Annotated in this window: 16 protein-coding genes and 2 pseudogenes; 14 read left to right on the top strand and 4 right to left on the bottom strand. The window is 50.1% G+C overall.

Annotated elements, in window-relative coordinates; genetic code table 11:
* Positions 1–4 precede the first annotated feature (4 nt).
* From ACP158_RS09755 to ACP158_RS09745, 3 genes and pseudogenes are all read left to right on the top strand, one after another.
* Positions 5–878, top strand: a pseudogene (locus ACP158_RS09755) (indolepyruvate ferredoxin oxidoreductase family protein); the annotation flags it as partial.
* 256 nt (positions 879–1,134) lie between these two features.
* Positions 1,135–1,494: a DUF6537 domain-containing protein gene (locus ACP158_RS09750; protein WP_424945948.1), complete on the top strand. Its 360-nt coding sequence runs from the start codon at positions 1,135–1,137 to the stop codon at positions 1,492–1,494.
* An 84-nt stretch (positions 1,495–1,578) separates the two neighbouring features.
* Positions 1,579–2,718, top strand: a pseudogene (locus ACP158_RS09745) (IS4 family transposase).
* A gap of 436 nt (positions 2,719–3,154) precedes the next feature.
* Here the strand turns inward: ACP158_RS09745 and ACP158_RS09740 are convergent.
* Complete coding sequence (locus tag ACP158_RS09740; RefSeq protein WP_424945947.1) at positions 3,155–3,346, bottom strand: hypothetical protein; 192 nt, start codon at positions 3,344–3,346, stop codon at positions 3,155–3,157.
* Between the two features lie 117 nt (positions 3,347–3,463).
* On the opposite strand from ACP158_RS09740, the gene ACP158_RS09735 reads away from it, so the two are divergent.
* A complete protein-coding gene (locus tag ACP158_RS09735; protein WP_424945946.1) occupies positions 3,464–3,586 on the top strand; it encodes a hypothetical protein in 123 nt (40 codons plus the stop codon).
* Positions 3,587–3,908: 322 nt separating this feature from the next.
* Positions 3,909–5,282 (top strand): OmpA family protein, encoded by a 1,374-nt coding sequence (locus tag ACP158_RS09730; protein WP_424945945.1) that lies wholly within the window; start codon positions 3,909–3,911, stop codon positions 5,280–5,282.
* Positions 5,283–5,398: 116 nt separating this feature from the next.
* Here ACP158_RS09730 and ACP158_RS09725 read toward each other — a convergent pair whose 3' ends face one another.
* The gene (locus ACP158_RS09725; protein WP_424945609.1) at positions 5,399–6,583 is read right to left on the bottom strand and encodes an ISNCY family transposase; all 1,185 of its coding nucleotides are present in this window, start codon (positions 6,581–6,583) and stop codon (positions 5,399–5,401) included.
* 150 nt (positions 6,584–6,733) lie between these two features.
* On the opposite strand from ACP158_RS09725, the gene ACP158_RS09720 reads away from it, so the two are divergent.
* From ACP158_RS09720 to ACP158_RS09680, 9 genes are all read left to right on the top strand, one after another.
* Positions 6,734–7,654 carry an IS1595 family transposase gene (locus ACP158_RS09720; protein ID WP_424945610.1) on the top strand — a complete coding sequence of 307 codons (921 nt, stop codon included), beginning with the start codon at positions 6,734–6,736 and terminating at the stop codon, positions 7,652–7,654.
* Positions 7,651–7,836, top strand: coding sequence for a hypothetical protein (locus tag ACP158_RS09715; protein WP_424945611.1), 186 nt, complete (start codon positions 7,651–7,653; stop codon positions 7,834–7,836). The genes ACP158_RS09720 and ACP158_RS09715 overlap by 4 nt, the downstream gene beginning before the upstream one ends.
* A 36-nt stretch (positions 7,837–7,872) precedes the next feature.
* Positions 7,873–8,019, top strand: coding sequence for a hypothetical protein (locus ACP158_RS09710; protein ID WP_424945612.1), 147 nt, complete (start codon positions 7,873–7,875; stop codon positions 8,017–8,019).
* An 82-nt stretch (positions 8,020–8,101) separates the two neighbouring features.
* Positions 8,102–8,356 carry a hypothetical protein gene (locus tag ACP158_RS09705; protein WP_424945944.1) on the top strand — a complete coding sequence of 85 codons (255 nt, stop codon included), beginning with the start codon at positions 8,102–8,104 and terminating at the stop codon, positions 8,354–8,356.
* Positions 8,357–8,418: 62 nt separating this feature from the next.
* A complete protein-coding gene (locus ACP158_RS09700; RefSeq protein WP_424945943.1) occupies positions 8,419–9,705 on the top strand; it encodes a hypothetical protein in 1,287 nt (428 codons plus the stop codon).
* Positions 9,702–10,550, top strand: coding sequence for a hypothetical protein (locus ACP158_RS09695; protein WP_424945942.1), 849 nt, complete (start codon positions 9,702–9,704; stop codon positions 10,548–10,550). Before ACP158_RS09700 ends, ACP158_RS09695 begins: the two co-directional genes overlap by 4 nt.
* Positions 10,551–10,641: 91 nt before the next feature.
* Entirely contained in the window at positions 10,642–10,920 is a 279-nt protein-coding gene (locus ACP158_RS09690; protein ID WP_424945941.1) for a hypothetical protein, read from the top strand.
* Between the two features lie 484 nt (positions 10,921–11,404).
* On the top strand, positions 11,405–12,268 hold the full coding sequence (locus ACP158_RS09685; RefSeq protein WP_424945940.1) for a ParA family protein: 864 nt from the start codon (positions 11,405–11,407) through the stop codon (positions 12,266–12,268).
* Between the two features lie 8 nt (positions 12,269–12,276).
* Complete coding sequence (locus ACP158_RS09680) at positions 12,277–12,798, top strand: hypothetical protein (RefSeq protein WP_424945939.1); 522 nt, start codon at positions 12,277–12,279, stop codon at positions 12,796–12,798.
* 438 nt (positions 12,799–13,236) lie between these two features.
* On the opposite strand, the gene ACP158_RS09675 is transcribed toward ACP158_RS09680, so the two are convergent.
* Positions 13,237–14,142, bottom strand: coding sequence for a hydroxymethylglutaryl-CoA lyase (locus ACP158_RS09675; RefSeq protein WP_424945938.1), 906 nt, complete (start codon positions 14,140–14,142; stop codon positions 13,237–13,239).
* Positions 14,142–16,163 carry an acetyl/propionyl/methylcrotonyl-CoA carboxylase subunit alpha gene (locus tag ACP158_RS09670; protein WP_424945937.1) on the bottom strand — a complete coding sequence of 674 codons (2,022 nt, stop codon included), beginning with the start codon at positions 16,161–16,163 and terminating at the stop codon, positions 14,142–14,144. Before ACP158_RS09670 ends, ACP158_RS09675 begins: the two co-directional genes overlap by 1 nt.
* Positions 16,164–16,172 lie beyond the last annotated feature (9 nt).

Genomic DNA, 16,172 nt, shown 5'->3' with positions numbered 1-16,172 from the left:
GCCGATGGCCCAAAAAGTATCTCTGAACGATAAATATTCGTTTGCAGTCGATAAGGCCTACATGACTGGCATCGAGGCGCTGGTTCGGCTGCCGCTGGTGCAACACCAACGGGATATGGCTGCGGGGCTTAATACAGCAGGTTCGTATCCGGTTACCGGGGCTCCCCGGTCGGCACTTTAGACCAGTCGATCTGGAAAGCCTGGAAATACTTTGAGCGACATAATATTCAGTTCCAGCCGGGCGTGAACGAAGACCTTGCGACCACCGCGGTTTGGGGTTCGCAACAGGTTCATTTGATTCCCAAGCCAAAATATGACGGCATATTTGCGATGTGGTATGGCAAAGGGACCGGAGTCGATCGGAGCATGGATGTGATCAAGCACGCCAATGCATTCGGCACCACGAAATATGGCGGCGTTCTGGCCGTTGCCGGCGATGACCATGCGTGCAAGTCTTCCACCGTACCCCATCAAAGCGAGCACATGTTTATTGGCGCGACCGTGCCGGTGCTTAATCCCGCCAATGTGCAGGAGGTTCTCGATTTCGGCCAGTATGGCTGGGCCTTGTCACGATTCAGTGGTTGCTGGGTCGGCTTAAAAGCGATTACCGAAAACATGGATTCCGCGATGTCGGTTGATGTGCGCGATGAACGTGTGCAAATCGTGCTGCCTGATGATATCGACCTGCCACTGGGCGGCTTGAATGCACAGTGGCCGACACGCCATTGGAGCAGGAGGCGCTGTTGCATCAGCACCGGATTTACGCCGCGCGCGCGTTTGCGCTTTCAAACAATTTAAACCAGGTCATGCTCGACTCCGAGAATCCCAGATTGGGGATTGTCACCTCCGGGAAAACTTATCTTGATGTTATGGAGGCGCACATTGAAGGCAAGGGCTGCTCCACCTTAAACCAAACCGGCCTGGCGCAAAAGTTTGGTGCTGTGGTCAGCCATGTTCGCGTCGCGCAACATCAACAACAAATCAATGCGGTTCGAATTTCAGAAGGCGATGCGGATCTTTTGCTGGGCTGTGATCTGGTGGTTTCGGCCATGCCGGAAGCCATCGCGCGATTGAATATCGAGCGTAGCCATTCGATTGTCAATAACTGCCAAAATCCCACCGCCGATTTCATACATGACAAGAACTACACGTTCCCGACCAGGGAAATGCAACAACTCATTGGCGACGAAACCGGCGCTGATAAAGCGTCGTTTGCCGGGATTCCTGATTAAAATATTTCCACTCATAGCAAAACTAAAAGTTTTAAGGGGGCGTGTTTTTGATCCGTTTGGGAAAACCCGGGAGCGTAAAATTGAGCGTCAGTTGATCGACCAGTTTTCAGCGGATATCAGAACGGTCGCCAGTCATTTTTCTCACAAACATCTCTCTGAAAAACCCTGCTCTGAAAAACGTTACCAACTGTGCGTTCAATTTGCGGCCGCGCCAATGAAGATAAAAGGATTTGGGCATATTAAAACACTGCTGTCCCATTAACAGACAAAAAAGAGGGTCTGATTCGCTCTGAATGATACAATGAGTCTACCGACAACTTATTGAATCAACTAGGAGAATCAGACCATGGCGCATTGTAACACAGTTTTATCGCAACTCCTCAAATGGGTGCCGAGACATGAATTCGAGACCCTTGCCAAACAGCATCATATGGCCGCTCGTTCCGTGTCGCGTCGCGTTGGGCGCAGTTCGTCGGCCTGTTCATGGCGCAGGTGACCGGCCGCGACAGCTTGCGCGACATCGTCGACAACCTGGGCGCTCAGACGCATCGACTGTATCACTTGGGCGGCGTTGAACTGTCCCGCTCGAGCCTGGCGCGCATCAACCGGGACAAGCCTTATACGTTGTGCGAGGCACTGTTCGGGAAACTGTTGCGACGTTGCCAGGGGTCGCGCCCGGGCATAAGTTTCGTTTCAGTATTCGCTCGATGCCAGCACCATCAAGTTGTGCCTCTCGGCCTTCCCGTGGGCCGATTTCCGAACGACCAAGGGGGCGGTCAAGCTACATGTCGGGCTGAACCACCGCGGCTTCCTGCCCGAGTTCGTGACCATCACCGATGGCAAAACCAGCGACCTCGCTATCGGGCGCACGCTACGTTTCCCCAAAGGCAGCCTAGTCGCCATCGACCGCGGATATAACGACTATGGCTAGTATAAACAGTTGCATGACAACGGCACATTCTTGGTCACTCGCATCAAGAAAGACGCGGCGTATCGCGTTGTCGGTCGCGCCGCGGTGTTGAAGAGCAAGGGATTGACATGCGATCAGCGCATCGTGTTCACCGGCGTCAAGGCATCCAGACAATGCCCCATCCCACTGCGCCGCATCGGCTACCGCGATGCCAAGACCGGCAAGCATTACGTTTTCTTGACCAACAATTTGAAACTGGCGGCCAAGACGGTCGCCGACCTCTACCGGGCGCGTTGGCAGGTGGAATTGTTCTTTAAGTGGATCAAGCAAAACCTGAAGATAAAGTCTTTCATCGGCACCAGCAATAACGCGGTGATGACACAAATCTGGATCGCGCTGTGCGTGTATTTACGCTTGGCGTTCATCAAATTCCAGTCGCGGCTGGGCAAAAGCATGCAACAAATGCTCCGCGTGTTGCATCTTGACTTGTTCGACAAGCGCGACTTGATGGCCCTCTTGCGTGGCCACCCGCCCCCCAGGCCCGGCTTCAATCGCAATCAAGCCTCGTTGCTGTGAAAGTTAATGGGACAGCAGTGACTTAATGTAGGCGCGCTCCACCGCTCCTTGCGCGCCTTGCCTGACGAAAAATATGCGACGCGCAATGTTGTCTGGATTACAAGGAGTTATCTACGCCGAACGGTTTAATAACTGGATTGCCCGGCCAATAATAATATGGGCCGGGCAATTGTATAGGCTCACTTATTCGCTGACAGTTTTTCCTCATCCTCACCGCAAGCGGGCATCTATTTGAATAAACAAAGCCGGCGCGCAATGTTTGTTCGTAATTAATGAGTCCGGTCAAACCGGGCTTTTTTGCGCGTATCATCCCTGATACGCGCCCTTCGGGCTCGCTTCGCTCGCGCCCAGTCGATTCATGGCGCTCCCGGCGATTTTTTCTCAATGTGCTTTGGCTTCTCAAAGAAAGTCACACCTCTCAATTCATCATCACCTTTCATTCGTCATTCTCGCCGGCAGGCGGGAATCCAGTCTGTTGTTCTCGCCAAAGGCGAGAACCCAGAACTAAAAAACGATGAGAGTAACTAATACCGTCATAATCCAAGCCACATCTCCAGGCCGTGATTCCTTTTGAGACGCCAAAAGCAACCGAGAAAAAGTCCAGCGTAGCCAGACTTTTTATTCTCAATGTGCCTTTGGCTTCTCAACGCGCTTTTGTCCTCTCGGTTCACCATTACCTTTCATTTGTCATTGCCTGGCCCATATTATTGTTGGCCGGGCAATCCAGAGCGGCGAAGCCGCCGGTTTGTGTCTGGCTTTGCCGGACGCCAAAAGGAGTCACGCTGCGCGTGACAGATATTTAACTGAATCCCCGCCTTCGGCGAGAATGACGGCCGAGAGGGCGGTACTAAAACACCACTGGAAATGAGGAAAAAACTGTTAGCGAAATAGTGAACATATACGATTGCCGGCTTGTTCCGGGCAATCCAGTTATTAAGCCCAGCGTAGCCGCTATCATTGGTTACCCCCTCCAAGATTTTCTTGTTTATGGGGACTACAACAACGAACTTTGGTATTTCCCCACGGCAAAAATAATAGGAAAAATCAAATAAAATCAGTTACGAAACCGTATAATGCCCGTAACCTGCCGCCCATGACCGGAGCGTTGATCGACTGAATTGCTTCGCCAAGTGCTTGGACGGGAATAACATAACAACCCATAAGCAAAAATAAATCACATCAATACGACCATGGCGCGGAGCACTTATCATCGTAACTTAGTTGGCAAATCTCGTTTGTTTCGCGTCGGGATTGTCATCGTCTTACTCAACGGATCGCTCGCCGGCTGTGCCAGCGTAACCAGTGACGACCGGGCGACAGCACTCAGCGCGAGCACAGTTATTGGCGGCATCCTGGGCGCGGTGCATTGTCTGGCAACCGACAGTGAAGATTGTGCAGAGGATATTGTGATTGCTGCGGCGTTGGGTGCGGTTGCTGGTGAAGTGGCGTATCGCATTCGCGAGTCATATGCCGAGCGTGACAAAGAAATTGAGGAGATCAGCAAGAAAACCGGTATCAAGACAGACACCGAGACCCATGTAATTTTGGAAACAGAAAAGGAAAAGGAATTCGAGAAAAAAATTGAGCAAACGCCAAAAGCGCAACAGGTTGAAGTTGCTCGCGAGCAAGCGGCGTATCGGACGGCGGTGAGTGATGTGTTCGCTGCCGGTTCGGCGACGCCATCGCCAGTAGCGGAAATGGCATTGCGCAGCATTGCCGATGCATACTTAAAGAGTGGCATGCGCGATGTGTTGACCGTCGGACATGCTGACAATGCGGAGACCGCCACCAACCAAAATTTATCCGAGCAGCGTGCGCAGGCGGTGGCGCAAATTTTTATTGAGCAAGGGTATTCGCAAGACAAAATATATTACCAAGGCGCGGGAACATCCGAGCCCATCGCCGACAATGCCACTGCCACTGGACGAGCAAAAAACCGCCGCGTAGAAATTGTTGATGCCAACAATCCTGCGGCACTGGCGCGGGTAAAACGCATCTTCATTCAAGAGTCGCAATCGCACCATCAAGAAAGCGTGGCGGCTACGCCGCCACCACAACCCCAACCATCGGCAGAGCCGGTTAAAGTGCCGAACACAACCGATAGCGTGGTTGATTTCGGTGGCGTGGCGGCCACGCCGCCACCGCAACCATCGGCAGAGCCGGTCAAAGCGCCGAACATAACCGATAGCGTGATTGATTTCGGTGGCGAGCCGCTTGCGCAAAACGCGGTTTCCAAGTTGTTGCAGTATGCGAAAGTCGACGATTCCTCAAGCGCGTTTTTTATATCCGAAGCGCGCGCGTCAACTTTGCACAGAGTCCCAGATTTTGTCGGTGATGACCTGCTGGTTTCCGGTGCGATAAAGCGTTCGGACAACAGCAACAAAGAACTTTACAATTTTTCCGATTACATGTCCGGTTATAAAAATGCGGTGTTGTATGCCCACTTCAACCAACAAGTATTTTCAGTGTATCCGGTGTCGTTATTGCGGGAGCGTACAGTGGCGACTCCCCAAATTGCGCCTGCGGTGCATCAGAAAATAAAGGGAACTATCAAGGAAAGTTGACAAAATCGAAAGGAATTTGATTAAAGAGTGTTAGGAGTAAATAGAACTGTCCTAATAATTGACACGACATCTGTCCGCTTTTAATTGGTTTATACTCCTGACATTGTGAAGCGGATTTACGCAACGTCAGCCTGTATTTGTTCCTCATTCAATAAACAGCCATCTTTTGAATATCGTCCCAGTCGTCTGGGACCATGAAAAATTGAAATCAAGCCATCTAAATGGATCACAACCTTTACTTTGGCTTTGATGTAATGATAGCGATGTTTGTCTTTCGGCAGTTGTAAATTGAGGTTGTTAAATTGCACGCAATTGTCTTTCCTCACCCTGCGCTCATAACGCTGACAAAGGTAATCATCCAGATTAACACCGGCAAGCCGGACAAACGCATTGCCTTGTTCTCTTGCAGGACGTGCAAACTCCTCATTGAAGGCCGGCATGTAATGATGGTTAAGGTATGCATTAGCGGCTTTTATATCGGTGATGCCGTTGAGCGCCAATTCTTGAGGCAAGCGCCCTTGGTGAGTAGCAAAGGCACGTTCAGATCGCCCGCGAGCCTCAGGCGAATAGGCGGCAATCATATCAATGCCTAAGCGTTTAAGGGCAATGCCAAATTGAGTCGGATTGTTTTTATCCACCTTGCCGCCCACCTCTGGTGTATGCCAGTAATGGCTGCCCCGGTCGGAATAGAAAGTACAGAAAATACCTTTAGCCTTGAGTACATCTTTGACACCCAGCAACGAACTGACCGTGCCTTCCTGTTCAACAAAGCGCATGGAATAATGCTCGTTAGTGGCATCATCCATAGTCACAATTAAATCCCAATACACCCCGGGCACCCATAAATGGGTGCTGCCATCTTGATGGATCATCATGCCGGGCAATGCACTGGGGAGCCGTTTAATGCGATGAGGTCCAGGTGATTGACCTTTGGCCACCAAATTAGCTGATTGAAGTTGGTTTTTAACCCAGCTATAGCTACGTGACCCCTGATGTTTTCGTTGATACCAACGATGAAAATGCCTGACATTCCAGCCATTATATCGACTGGAATATAAATCAGTTAATGCCATCACCTCATCAACCGGAGCGCACCGTACTGATAGGGTGTGCAGTCTTTTGTCACACAAGCCTTCCAGCCCTGACTCTTCATAACGGTTGATATACCTGCGAAAACTACGACTGCAGACTCCTAACAAAATGGCTGCCTCCTCTTGGCTTAATCGTTTGCATTGATATCCTTCATAGGCCTCTTCAAATCTCATCTGTTTTAATTCCTCAACAAAGGCTGTCCGGTTCATTTGCCACCCCCAAATAGGATAGAATAAATCCGGACAGTTCACGTGTTAATTATTAGGACAGATAATTTACTCCTAACAGAATTTGATTAAAGAGTTGACAAAACGCCAAAGATAGATTAGGATTATCATACCAAAAAAAGAGGACTACTCATGACCAGAAAAGCAAAAACCATCGGTCTTGTCGGACTGTTAAATTATTTCCCCGACGAGCAAAGCGTAGTAACCTATTTAGAACGGTTGCGCTGGGGCGACACGCCAACCTGCCCGAAATGCGGCTCGGTTGAGCGATTTACTCCACAAAAACAATTGGGCAGATGGTGGTGTAAATCTGGCCGTCATTACTTCACTGCGTGGCATGACACGCCGCTGGAATACGGAAAGATACCGAAACGCAAATGGATTATCGCCGCCTACTTGCTTGTAACAGCGCGAAAAGGAATATCAAGCCTTCAATTATCAAAAGAGTTAGAAATCAGCCAGCAAAGTGCCTGGTATCTGCTTCATCGACTTCGTGAGGCCTGTGCCGGCAAAAACGAAATGCTGGCTGGAGTGGTTGAAATTGATGAAACCTACATCGGTGGCAAACAAAAAAACCGTCATGACAGCAAGCCTCGACACGCCACCGGTGGTCGCGGCAAGCAAGCAGTGTTGGGTATGCGTGAGCGTGGTGGTAAAGTAAAAGCGAAACCGATCGGAGATACCGGTATGGTTACAATGCGCCGGGAAATTGATTCATCAGTGGAAGCCGGGGCGACTATCTACACCGACGAGCATCGCAGTTACGACCGATTGAACACCGCTTACAATCATATGGCGGTCAAACATAGTGCCAAAGAGTTTGTTAATGGAATGGCACATACAAACAGCATTGAAAGCGTTTGGGCGGTATTGAAGCGCGGATATAACGGCGTTTATCATAATTGGAGCGACAAACACACGCACCGATATGTGAATGAATTTACCTTTCGACTCAATGAGGGTAATTGCTCTATTGATACTGGTGACCGAATTGACGCTCTTTTCGGAAGGATGGTCGGCAAAACTATAACCTACGAGGAACTAACACAATGAATTGGGCTAACCAGACAATTTGGACAGGTGATAATTTGCCGATTATGCGTGGAATGAACAGTAATTCGGTAGATTTAATTTATTTAGATCCACCATTCAATTCAAATCATGATTACTCAGCGCCGATAGGCAGCGAAGCCGCTGGCGCGGCGTTCAAGGATACATGGGGTGAAAGACAATGACTATTGTTGTATTAATATTCGAGTTTGCAGATGACTTTGAAACAGATAGATAAGTCCGCTCGCGCTTTGTTAGCAATGCCGAAGCCTCGTGGCAAGGTGCGTCGTGCAAAAAAATCAGATCTCAAACGTCGATTTAAACTTGTGATTCTTAAAGGCAAGCCAACGATGTTGGAAATCAAGTAACCCCTGGGTTTGTCAACTTTCCTTGATAATTCCCAAAATAAACGGTAAGTGGGAAAAGCACCACCAACTTAACGGTAGTGCGGTGGCATATCCGGCAGACAATAACGAATCACTCGCCTTGTATCGCTGGAAAGCGAACGATGCCACGGTAAAACAAACTGGCATTCTTGGTGCTGACATCTTGGTGCGTCGCTTTGAAAAAGCGGATTTCGGCAAGTCGCACAAATTGCCGACTCAGGTGTATTATCATATGCATGGCGCGATTTATACCAAAATAACCGCGCTCATCATTCAACTACCCAAAGATGTTAACCCCGAGTGGAGGTTTTTCAAATGATTAGCGACTGGCTTCAATGGCATTTTATGCATATTGGGTTTCTTTTTATAGGAAGCAAAGTCATGGCTGATATCAACAGCATGGGCAATGCCGCCAAAGTGGTGCAAAAAATTAGTGACGGTTCCCCGACCGGATATGAAGGCGAAGCGCGGGGCAAATACCTACAGTTCGAAAACCATTTCGGCAGAATCAAACGCATGAACGGTTATTTCTGGTACCTCCTCATCTTGATTGCAATCGGCTACGGTTTTTGGCATGCGATTGGCACCCCAGGGCGATATACCGAAAATCGCGGCGTGGATTGTCCACCGGACAGCGGTTTATTTGAGTGTCTCAGTATTTATGTTGACCGATTCTCCAATGTTCCGTTGTTGTTTTTAATGGCGCTGATTCTTGCGTTTGTTGTGGCGGTTGGAATATACGAGACGATGCGTCGTAAAGGCGAGAAAGTAAGCAAGGATGACTACGACAACGGGAAAGCGTGGTTGAAAAAAGTTTCGGAGGAACCACGCAGCCCGACTCCACTGTGGTTATTCGTGGTGTTGATTTTGTTTTTACTGGTGGAGGCGGCTGCAATTACCCTCATCGCGTCTTCTTTTGTCGCGGATTTCACGCGCACCACCGAGATCTGGGTCGGCATTTTTGTCGGCGTTATTTGCGCGAGCGCGTTGGGTTGGTTGGTGCACCATGCCGGAGCGCAGTTATACAGCAATCAAAAACGAAAAAAACTAAATAAAACATTTGGTACTACCGACGAAGAAATTAACGATGCGATTGGGGATACAGACAAGCCCTCAAGTTATTCTTTTCTGATTGCATCCATTGTTGCAGTATCGATCATCGTCGTATTGGCGTTTATGCAACGTTACAATTTGAATATGACTATATTGGAGGATCAACTAACGTATCCTCAAGAAAGTTTGTTTGACGATGATGTGCCGCCCGAGATTGGGGCTATTCAGAAAGACAACCAACAAGAATCCGCAGCCCACGCCGGCGCCCGCGAACAGCAAGGATTGATTGCCGCTTTGTCAGTGCCCAGTATGATTTTTATTCTGGTAAATGGCTTCGGTTGCGGTATTGGCTATAAGCATAGTTTCATTTGCGACAAGAGCGAGCATGCCTATAAAAATATACACAAATTTGAAAAATGGAAAAGCTCCGAAAAAGAGTTTGAAAAAAATAAAGCGGATGACAATAAAAAATTGTATGACAAGGCAAATAATTTTCATCGTGCCTACTTCGGGCGCTTAACAAAAGAAGCTGAACGCGCAAAGCGCGGACAAGACATCCCCGGGGCTCTCAGCAAGCGTGGGCCATATGTAATAGAACAAAAAGAAAAAACATGAGTTGTGACCGCCACACATTAACGGCAACACTGATTGCCTGCCTTTTACTCGCGGCATCCCCGCCGTCTATCGCCGACAATATACCTTTCCCCAAAACTTCATATGAAGTGATTGGCAAGGCGGATGCGTTGCCGGAGCAGCCTGTGGCGGCGTTGTTTGTGTTGATGGACGAGACCACGAAACTAAACCAACACGCAAAAGCGCATCGTGCGGTTCAGGAGATGACGGCGAATTGGATGGTGTCTGGGCGGGCGGTACAGGTGATTCGGTTTTCGGCATATGTGCCGGGGCGCGAGGCGGAGATAGTCACCGGCGGGCGGCTTGATCCAGAGCCGTCGGATGATTTTATCGACGGCATGAAACGCAGCGAACGTGGCAAGTTTAACAAGTTACACAAACAGCAAGTGTATGCAGCAAAAAAACAAACCACCGCGGCAATTCGCCACGTTTTCAAGCAGTATAGTACGAGCATTCCGAAGTCGGAAATCTTGTTCAACATGCATCGGTTAGCCGAGCATATTCGCAAATATAAAGCGGAGCGCAAAGTAATTTTGCTGGTGTCGGACATGCTGGAGAACTCATCCGTCACCAGTTTTTATGTTGCAGGGCGCATCCGAAAAATAAACCCACAAGCCGAACTCACCAAAGTCCAACGCAAAAAACTAATCGGTGATTTCGGCGGAAATGTCACCGTGCATATCATCGGACTTGGCTACGGCGCGAAAGAATATTTGGATTCCGACCGACTGACTGAGTTGAAATTATTTTGGCAACAATACTTTGAAATGTCCAACGCCAAAGTCGTCGAAATGGGCGCGCCGCTACTGTATCGACCGCTTGAGTGAGCGCTACTAGCCCTTGAAGTCGCGCTCTAAATGCCCACGGATTCCAGATAGACGATTCCGATGGCGACAGTAAAGTACGCCGAAAGCGGGAATGACGAGCAAGAATAGCCCGGCTTCGCCGGACATCAAAAGGAGTCACGCTTCGCGTGACAATATTTATCACGGCTTGGCCGCCGAAATGATAGCGGCTAACGCCGAACCCCTTGGAGATTGGGGTCAGAGTAGAAATTATTGGGAGATTGGGGTCAGAGTAGAAATTATTGGGGCTTTGGGCCAGGTTTTTCTGACTTCTAAAATCTTTCACTCCCAAACGCTATACAGCCATTTGTTGCATTTCTCAGGTCATCATGCAATGAATCTATTTGCTTAACAAATAATTTCTACTCTGACCCCTAATTGCTCGCTTATTTTAATCGGTCTGTATTCTAATCAGAGATAACACATACCATAGTTTGCATTTAATGACGCCGATGGCGTATTATCGGCAACCTGCCTTGGCTGCCTGATTTTGTCTCATATGTGGTGAACCCGGACATATGAAGATTCGGAAAATAAAAGCTATCATGAGTGGAAAAATGTTTATGATTTTACATCGTGGGTGTATGAATATGCACAAGAGGAAATATATAATGATTTTAAATATCTGTTGGAAAGAGGCATTGACCCAAGTTTTGCCATTCAGACGGTGAAGGTACGCCCGGATGATGACGATGGTTGGTTTCCTCGACGGAAACAATTATTAAAGGCAGGATTTTTAACGGAGTAGTCCGTTTCAATATTTACATGGTGGCAGATAAGCATTACGTAGAATAGCAACAAGAACAACTACCCTAACAATCAGCGTGGAGATGACGATGAGTGAACAAAATCCGATTTGCGTATCGGTAATCAACATGAAAGGTGGGGTTGGGAAAACCACCATCGCCGCACATCTTTGCCACGAAGCGTACAAGCGGAAGATGAATGTTTTAGCCGTGGATTTGGATCCGCAGGCGAATCTGAGCCAGTCTCTTATGGGTGGGGTGGATTACAAAAAGTTTTTGGATAACAACGATCCGTCAATTGTCGATTTGTTCAAGGGCTTCCACCCTCCCGACAGCGAGCACGGTACCCCGCGCGAGATTCACAAGAACGATGTGCTAAAAAAAGTCCGGCCGTTCTTTCACAAAGATATTCTATTTGATTTAATCCCATCACGCTTTGATTTTTCAAAATTTCTCATCAAATCGATTGGTAGCAACGAATTCATCTTGGCAGAGTTCATATCCAAAAACGGTGGCGATTACGATGTCATTTTCATCGATTGCGCTCCCACCGAATCCCTTTTAACCAGAACGGCTTACCATGCGAGTCGCTATGTATTGGTTCCTGTCAAGCCAGAATTCCTTGCGACAATTGGATTCCCGCTACTGAGAGTGTCATTGAATAAATTCAAGAGTGCAAATAAAACACATCGTATAGATGTTTGTGGTGTAGTCATAAACAATCAAGCGGAGTATGTGGATAATAATGAAAAACTGGAATCCCGCGAACAAATTATGAGTGATGCAGGAAAAAACGAGTGGTCCGTTTATAACACCGAGCTCTCGTATTCAAGAGGGTATCCGAAATCGCTCAGGCAGGGTCGTTCGCTGGCAAACACGCATTGCCCGGGGACAAAAGCCGTTGTAGAATTCCCTAAATTTGCCAAGGATTTTTTCGGTTCAATTGGTCTATAATCACCTCTATGAACAACAAGCAACTCGACACAAACTTGTCCGCGCTGGTTCAGCGATACGGCTATGAGCGTGTGCATGCAGATCTGATACGATTCAAACCGCGAACCGAGCATACGGCGGTTGGCAAGGGACGGAACAAAAACAACAGGGAAAGTTCAAATTCCGTATCGCCAATTTCAAAAAAATCATCCCCCAAGAAAAAACCTAATGCGCTCACCACGGTTAACACGATCAATTTGGCGGATAACTCCAAACGAGAAATTCTCATTGAGATGGCGGAAAAGTTTGAGTGCCGGGAGTTTCTGCCACATGTCTCTGAGGCGCGGATGTTGCTGGAAAGCCTAGGCAAGAAGACCGGAAATATCAAGTCCAGAACACAGGTGATTTCAAGGATATTCAGGGCATTGGCCGAGATGCCGATCACGGAGCTTCGTGAAATAAACAACCATTATACATATACCGGACAATCTTCGAGTTTGCTCCCGATTGCGGCAGCGATTGCCCGGGCCGGGCAAAGATCCCAAGAGTAACACTCGCCAGGGGATTTTCAGAAAACGCGCTGACTTCGTTTCCACATCGGTATGGAAGCGTCCCTCCTTTGCATCATCTGTGGTTAGTTCCTCGGTCACTCATTACCAAGGCAAAGTCAACGCCTAGCTCGGTTAAGTACAAGACCAACGATAGCAACTAGACGCGAACAAGATCAGCGCAATACAAACGCGCACGGCTGGTTTTCTCGTTGCCAGGGCCATGCTGGCCAATTGCAACGGGATCATGGTTTCATCAAACGTCAGCCAAGCGATTTCTTATTGGGCGAAGGCAGAAACCGCATCAACTAACAGGTGGATTTCGTGTCCGCCTCATCGACACTGACAACGCCGGCAAAATATTCCCGTATCCCGGCGTTGAATAGCGCCGTGTGTGGTTTCGGCCTGACCGCTGGAAAAGTATAGCACTTGAGTCGCGTCTTACGACATCGCTAGATTTACCCGGGACATAACCGGCCGGTCCAGTTGCGCGCAAATATAACGACCGGTATCGACCAGTTTATCCAGATTCACGCCGTGGGCGATGCCTAAGCCATTGAGCAGATGCACCACATCCTCGCTGGCGACATTGCCGCTGGCGCCCTTGCCGCTAACGCCATGCGCATAAGGACAGCCGCCGAGACCGGCCACGGAACTATCGATAACGCTGACCCCCAGTTGCAGCGCCGCGTAGATATTCGTCAGCGCCTGGCCATAGGTGTCGTGAAAATGCACCGCCAGCCGATTGATTTCGAGGTCGTTTGCCAGTGATTCGATCATACGCTGGGTCATCAGAGGCGAGCCCGCGCCGATGGTGTCGCCCAGTGATATTTCATAACAGCCCAGATCAATGAGCCGGCGCGCGACCGCGACCACCGCATTAACTTCAATGATGCCTTCATAGGGGCAACCCATGACGCAAGAGATGTAGCCGCGCACTTTTACGCCGTGCCGATGCGCTTGCTCGGCGACCGGCATAAAGCGCCGCATGCTTTCGGCGATGGAGCAGTTGATATTCTTTTGACTGAAAGTTTCCGACGCGGCGGCGAAGATTGCGATCTCCTTTGCGCCGGCGGCCAGCGCTTTTTCCAATCCGGCCTGGTTGGGCACTAATACAGGAAAGTGTATATCGCCGTCCAGCGGCAATTCGGCAAGCACGGCGTCGGTGCCGGCCATTTGCGGCACGCGTTGCGGATGCACAAAACTGCCGGCTTCAATGTGGGTGAGTCCGCAATCCATGAGCCGCCGTATCAATTCAACCCGAACATCTTTTGATAGCGTGGTCGATTCATTTTGTAATCCGTCTCTGGGACCGACCTCGACGATGGTGACTCGTTGCGGCAGCATCAGTCCTGTTCCAGCGCTTCCAGTCGGAGCAGTTGATCGCCTTCGCGCACCTGTTCCCCCTGCCGGAAAAACAGTTGCGTTACCCGGCCGTCGTGGGGCGCGATGATGGTGTGTTCCATTTTCATCGCTTCCAGTGTCAGCAACGGCGCGCCGCGCTTCACCCGCTGGTTTTCCCCGACCACAACCGAAACCACGCCACCCGGCATCGGCGCACGCAGTGCGGCGGCATGATTCACCTCGGCGGCGGTGTCGCCCATTCGTTTGCCCGTGTTGTCCGCCACCGTCAACGTGCGGCGGCGTCCGCCGATGTTGATATAAATGGTGTCCGAAACCTTGTCAACGGAAACGACTTGCATCCGATCGCCGTAGTGGAACTGGAAATTTCCACCCGCCAGGGTTGTCAGCGCAACGGGCAGGGATTCACCATCCATGCGCGCAAACGCCTGCCCTTGTTCGAATCGGATGGTGTATTCCAGTTCGCCAGACGCGGTGGTGAAAACGCAGGTCGCCTCAACCGGCAAGTTGAGTTGCCATGGTGTCGCCGGTGACCACGGCGAGAACGGATCGCTGTGGTCGTGCGGGATTTTGTTCTCGTTGGTTGTAATAGATGTGTTTTCAAACAAACAAGCAATCGCCAAAAAAATTTCAGGCGATTGGTGGTCAGCGAATAAAGTTTCACGATTTCGTTCGATGAATGTAGTGTCCAGCATCGGCGTAATGAAATCCCCCAGCCCGGTCACCGCGTGAAGAAAACCGAGATTGGTGGTAACGCCGGCGATATCAAATCCGGCCAGCGCATTGCGTAATCGTTTGCGCGCCGACTCGCGGTCTTCGCCCCACACAATCAGTTTGGCAATCATCGGATCATAGTGCGGGGAAATTTCATCTCCCTGGTTCACGCCGGAATCAATCCGCAAGCAGGCGTGTTCCGGCGCGTGTCGATAGACCGCCAGCGTGCCGGTGGCGGGTAGAAAATTGTTGTCGGGATTTTCCGCATAAATTCGAGATTCCATAGCGTGACCGTTGATACGCAACTCCGATTGAGTGCACGGCAGCGGCTCGCCGGCGGCCACTCGCAATTGCCATTCCACCAAGTCTTGCCCGGTAATCATCTCCGTGACCGGATGTTCCACTTGCAAGCGGGTGTTCATTTCCATGAAATAAAATCGCGAATCGTCTCGCGCATCCAATAAAAACTCCACCGTGCCGGCACCGATATAGTCGATTGCCTTTGCCGCATCAATAGCAGCCGCGCCCATCTTTTTGCGAAGTTGCGCACTGATGCCCGGCGCCGGTGCTTCTTCAATAATTTTTTGGTGGCGACGTTGAATGGAACAATCGCGTTCGAACAAATGAACGGCGTGTCCGTGCTGGTCGGTGAAAATCTGCACTTCAATATGTCGTGCCGTCGACAAATATTTTTCGAGAAGCACCCGATCATCGGCGAATGCAGCGGCGGATTCGCGCTTGACCGCCGCCAGCGACTCGGCAAACTCATCGGCGAGTTCCACCACGCGCATACCCTTGCCGCCGCCGCCAGCCACCGCCTTGATGAGCAGCGGATAACCGACCTCATCGGCCGCAGATTGCAACGTTTTTGCACCCTGCCCCGCGCCCTGATAACCCGCCACCACCGGCACTCCGGCGTCGATCATTAACTCTTTGGCACGACTTTTTTCGCCCATGGCACGGATGGCATCGGCAGCGGGTCCGATGAAAGTCAGGTCATTGCGCGCGCAAGTTTCGGCGAAGTCGGCGTTTTCAGAAAGAAACCCGTAGCCGGGGTGCACCGCTTCGGCACCGGTTTTTTTGCATGCGTCAATGATTCGAGACGCGCATAAATAACTTTCCGCCGCCGACGATGCGCCGATGAAAAAAGCCTCGTCGCATTGTCGAACATGCCGGGCATCGCAGTCCGCCTGCGAATACACCGCCACGGTTTTGATGCCCATGAGTTTTGCCGTGCGAGCGATGCGGCAGGCAATTTCGCCGCGGTTGGCAATAAGGATTTTGTCGAACATTAATCTACA

The organism is Candidatus Spongiihabitans sp. (assembly GCF_965247905.1).
Lineage (GTDB): Bacteria > Pseudomonadota > Gammaproteobacteria > Arenicellales > Poriferihabitantaceae > Spongiihabitans.
This window is presented reverse-complemented; position numbering and strand designations above follow the sequence as displayed.

Excerpts from the sequence above, each read along its gene's own strand:
- ACP158_RS09730 (WP_424945945.1), top strand. The coding sequence starts at position 3,909 with ATGGCGCGGAGCACTTATCATCGTAACTTAGTTGGCAAATCTCGTTTG.
- ACP158_RS09695 (WP_424945942.1), top strand. The coding sequence starts at position 9,702 with ATGAGTTGTGACCGCCACACATTAACGGCAACACTGATTGCCTGCCTT.
- ACP158_RS09725 (WP_424945609.1), bottom strand. The coding sequence starts at position 6,583 with ATGAACCGGACAGCCTTTGTTGAGGAATTAAAACAGATGAGATTTGAA.
- ACP158_RS09715 (WP_424945611.1), top strand. The coding sequence starts at position 7,651 with ATGAATTGGGCTAACCAGACAATTTGGACAGGTGATAATTTGCCGATT.
- ACP158_RS09750 (WP_424945948.1), top strand. The coding sequence starts at position 1,135 with ATGACAAGAACTACACGTTCCCGACCAGGGAAATGCAACAACTCATTG.
- ACP158_RS09720 (WP_424945610.1), top strand. The coding sequence starts at position 6,734 with ATGACCAGAAAAGCAAAAACCATCGGTCTTGTCGGACTGTTAAATTAT.
- ACP158_RS09670 (WP_424945937.1), bottom strand. The coding sequence starts at position 16,163 with ATGTTCGACAAAATCCTTATTGCCAACCGCGGCGAAATTGCCTGCCGC.
- ACP158_RS09690 (WP_424945941.1), top strand. The coding sequence starts at position 10,642 with ATGACGAGCAAGAATAGCCCGGCTTCGCCGGACATCAAAAGGAGTCAC.
- ACP158_RS09685 (WP_424945940.1), top strand. The coding sequence starts at position 11,405 with ATGAGTGAACAAAATCCGATTTGCGTATCGGTAATCAACATGAAAGGT.
- ACP158_RS09680 (WP_424945939.1), top strand. The coding sequence starts at position 12,277 with ATGAACAACAAGCAACTCGACACAAACTTGTCCGCGCTGGTTCAGCGA.
- ACP158_RS09700 (WP_424945943.1), top strand. The coding sequence starts at position 8,419 with ATGGCTGATATCAACAGCATGGGCAATGCCGCCAAAGTGGTGCAAAAA.
- ACP158_RS09675 (WP_424945938.1), bottom strand. The coding sequence starts at position 14,142 with ATGCTGCCGCAACGAGTCACCATCGTCGAGGTCGGTCCCAGAGACGGA.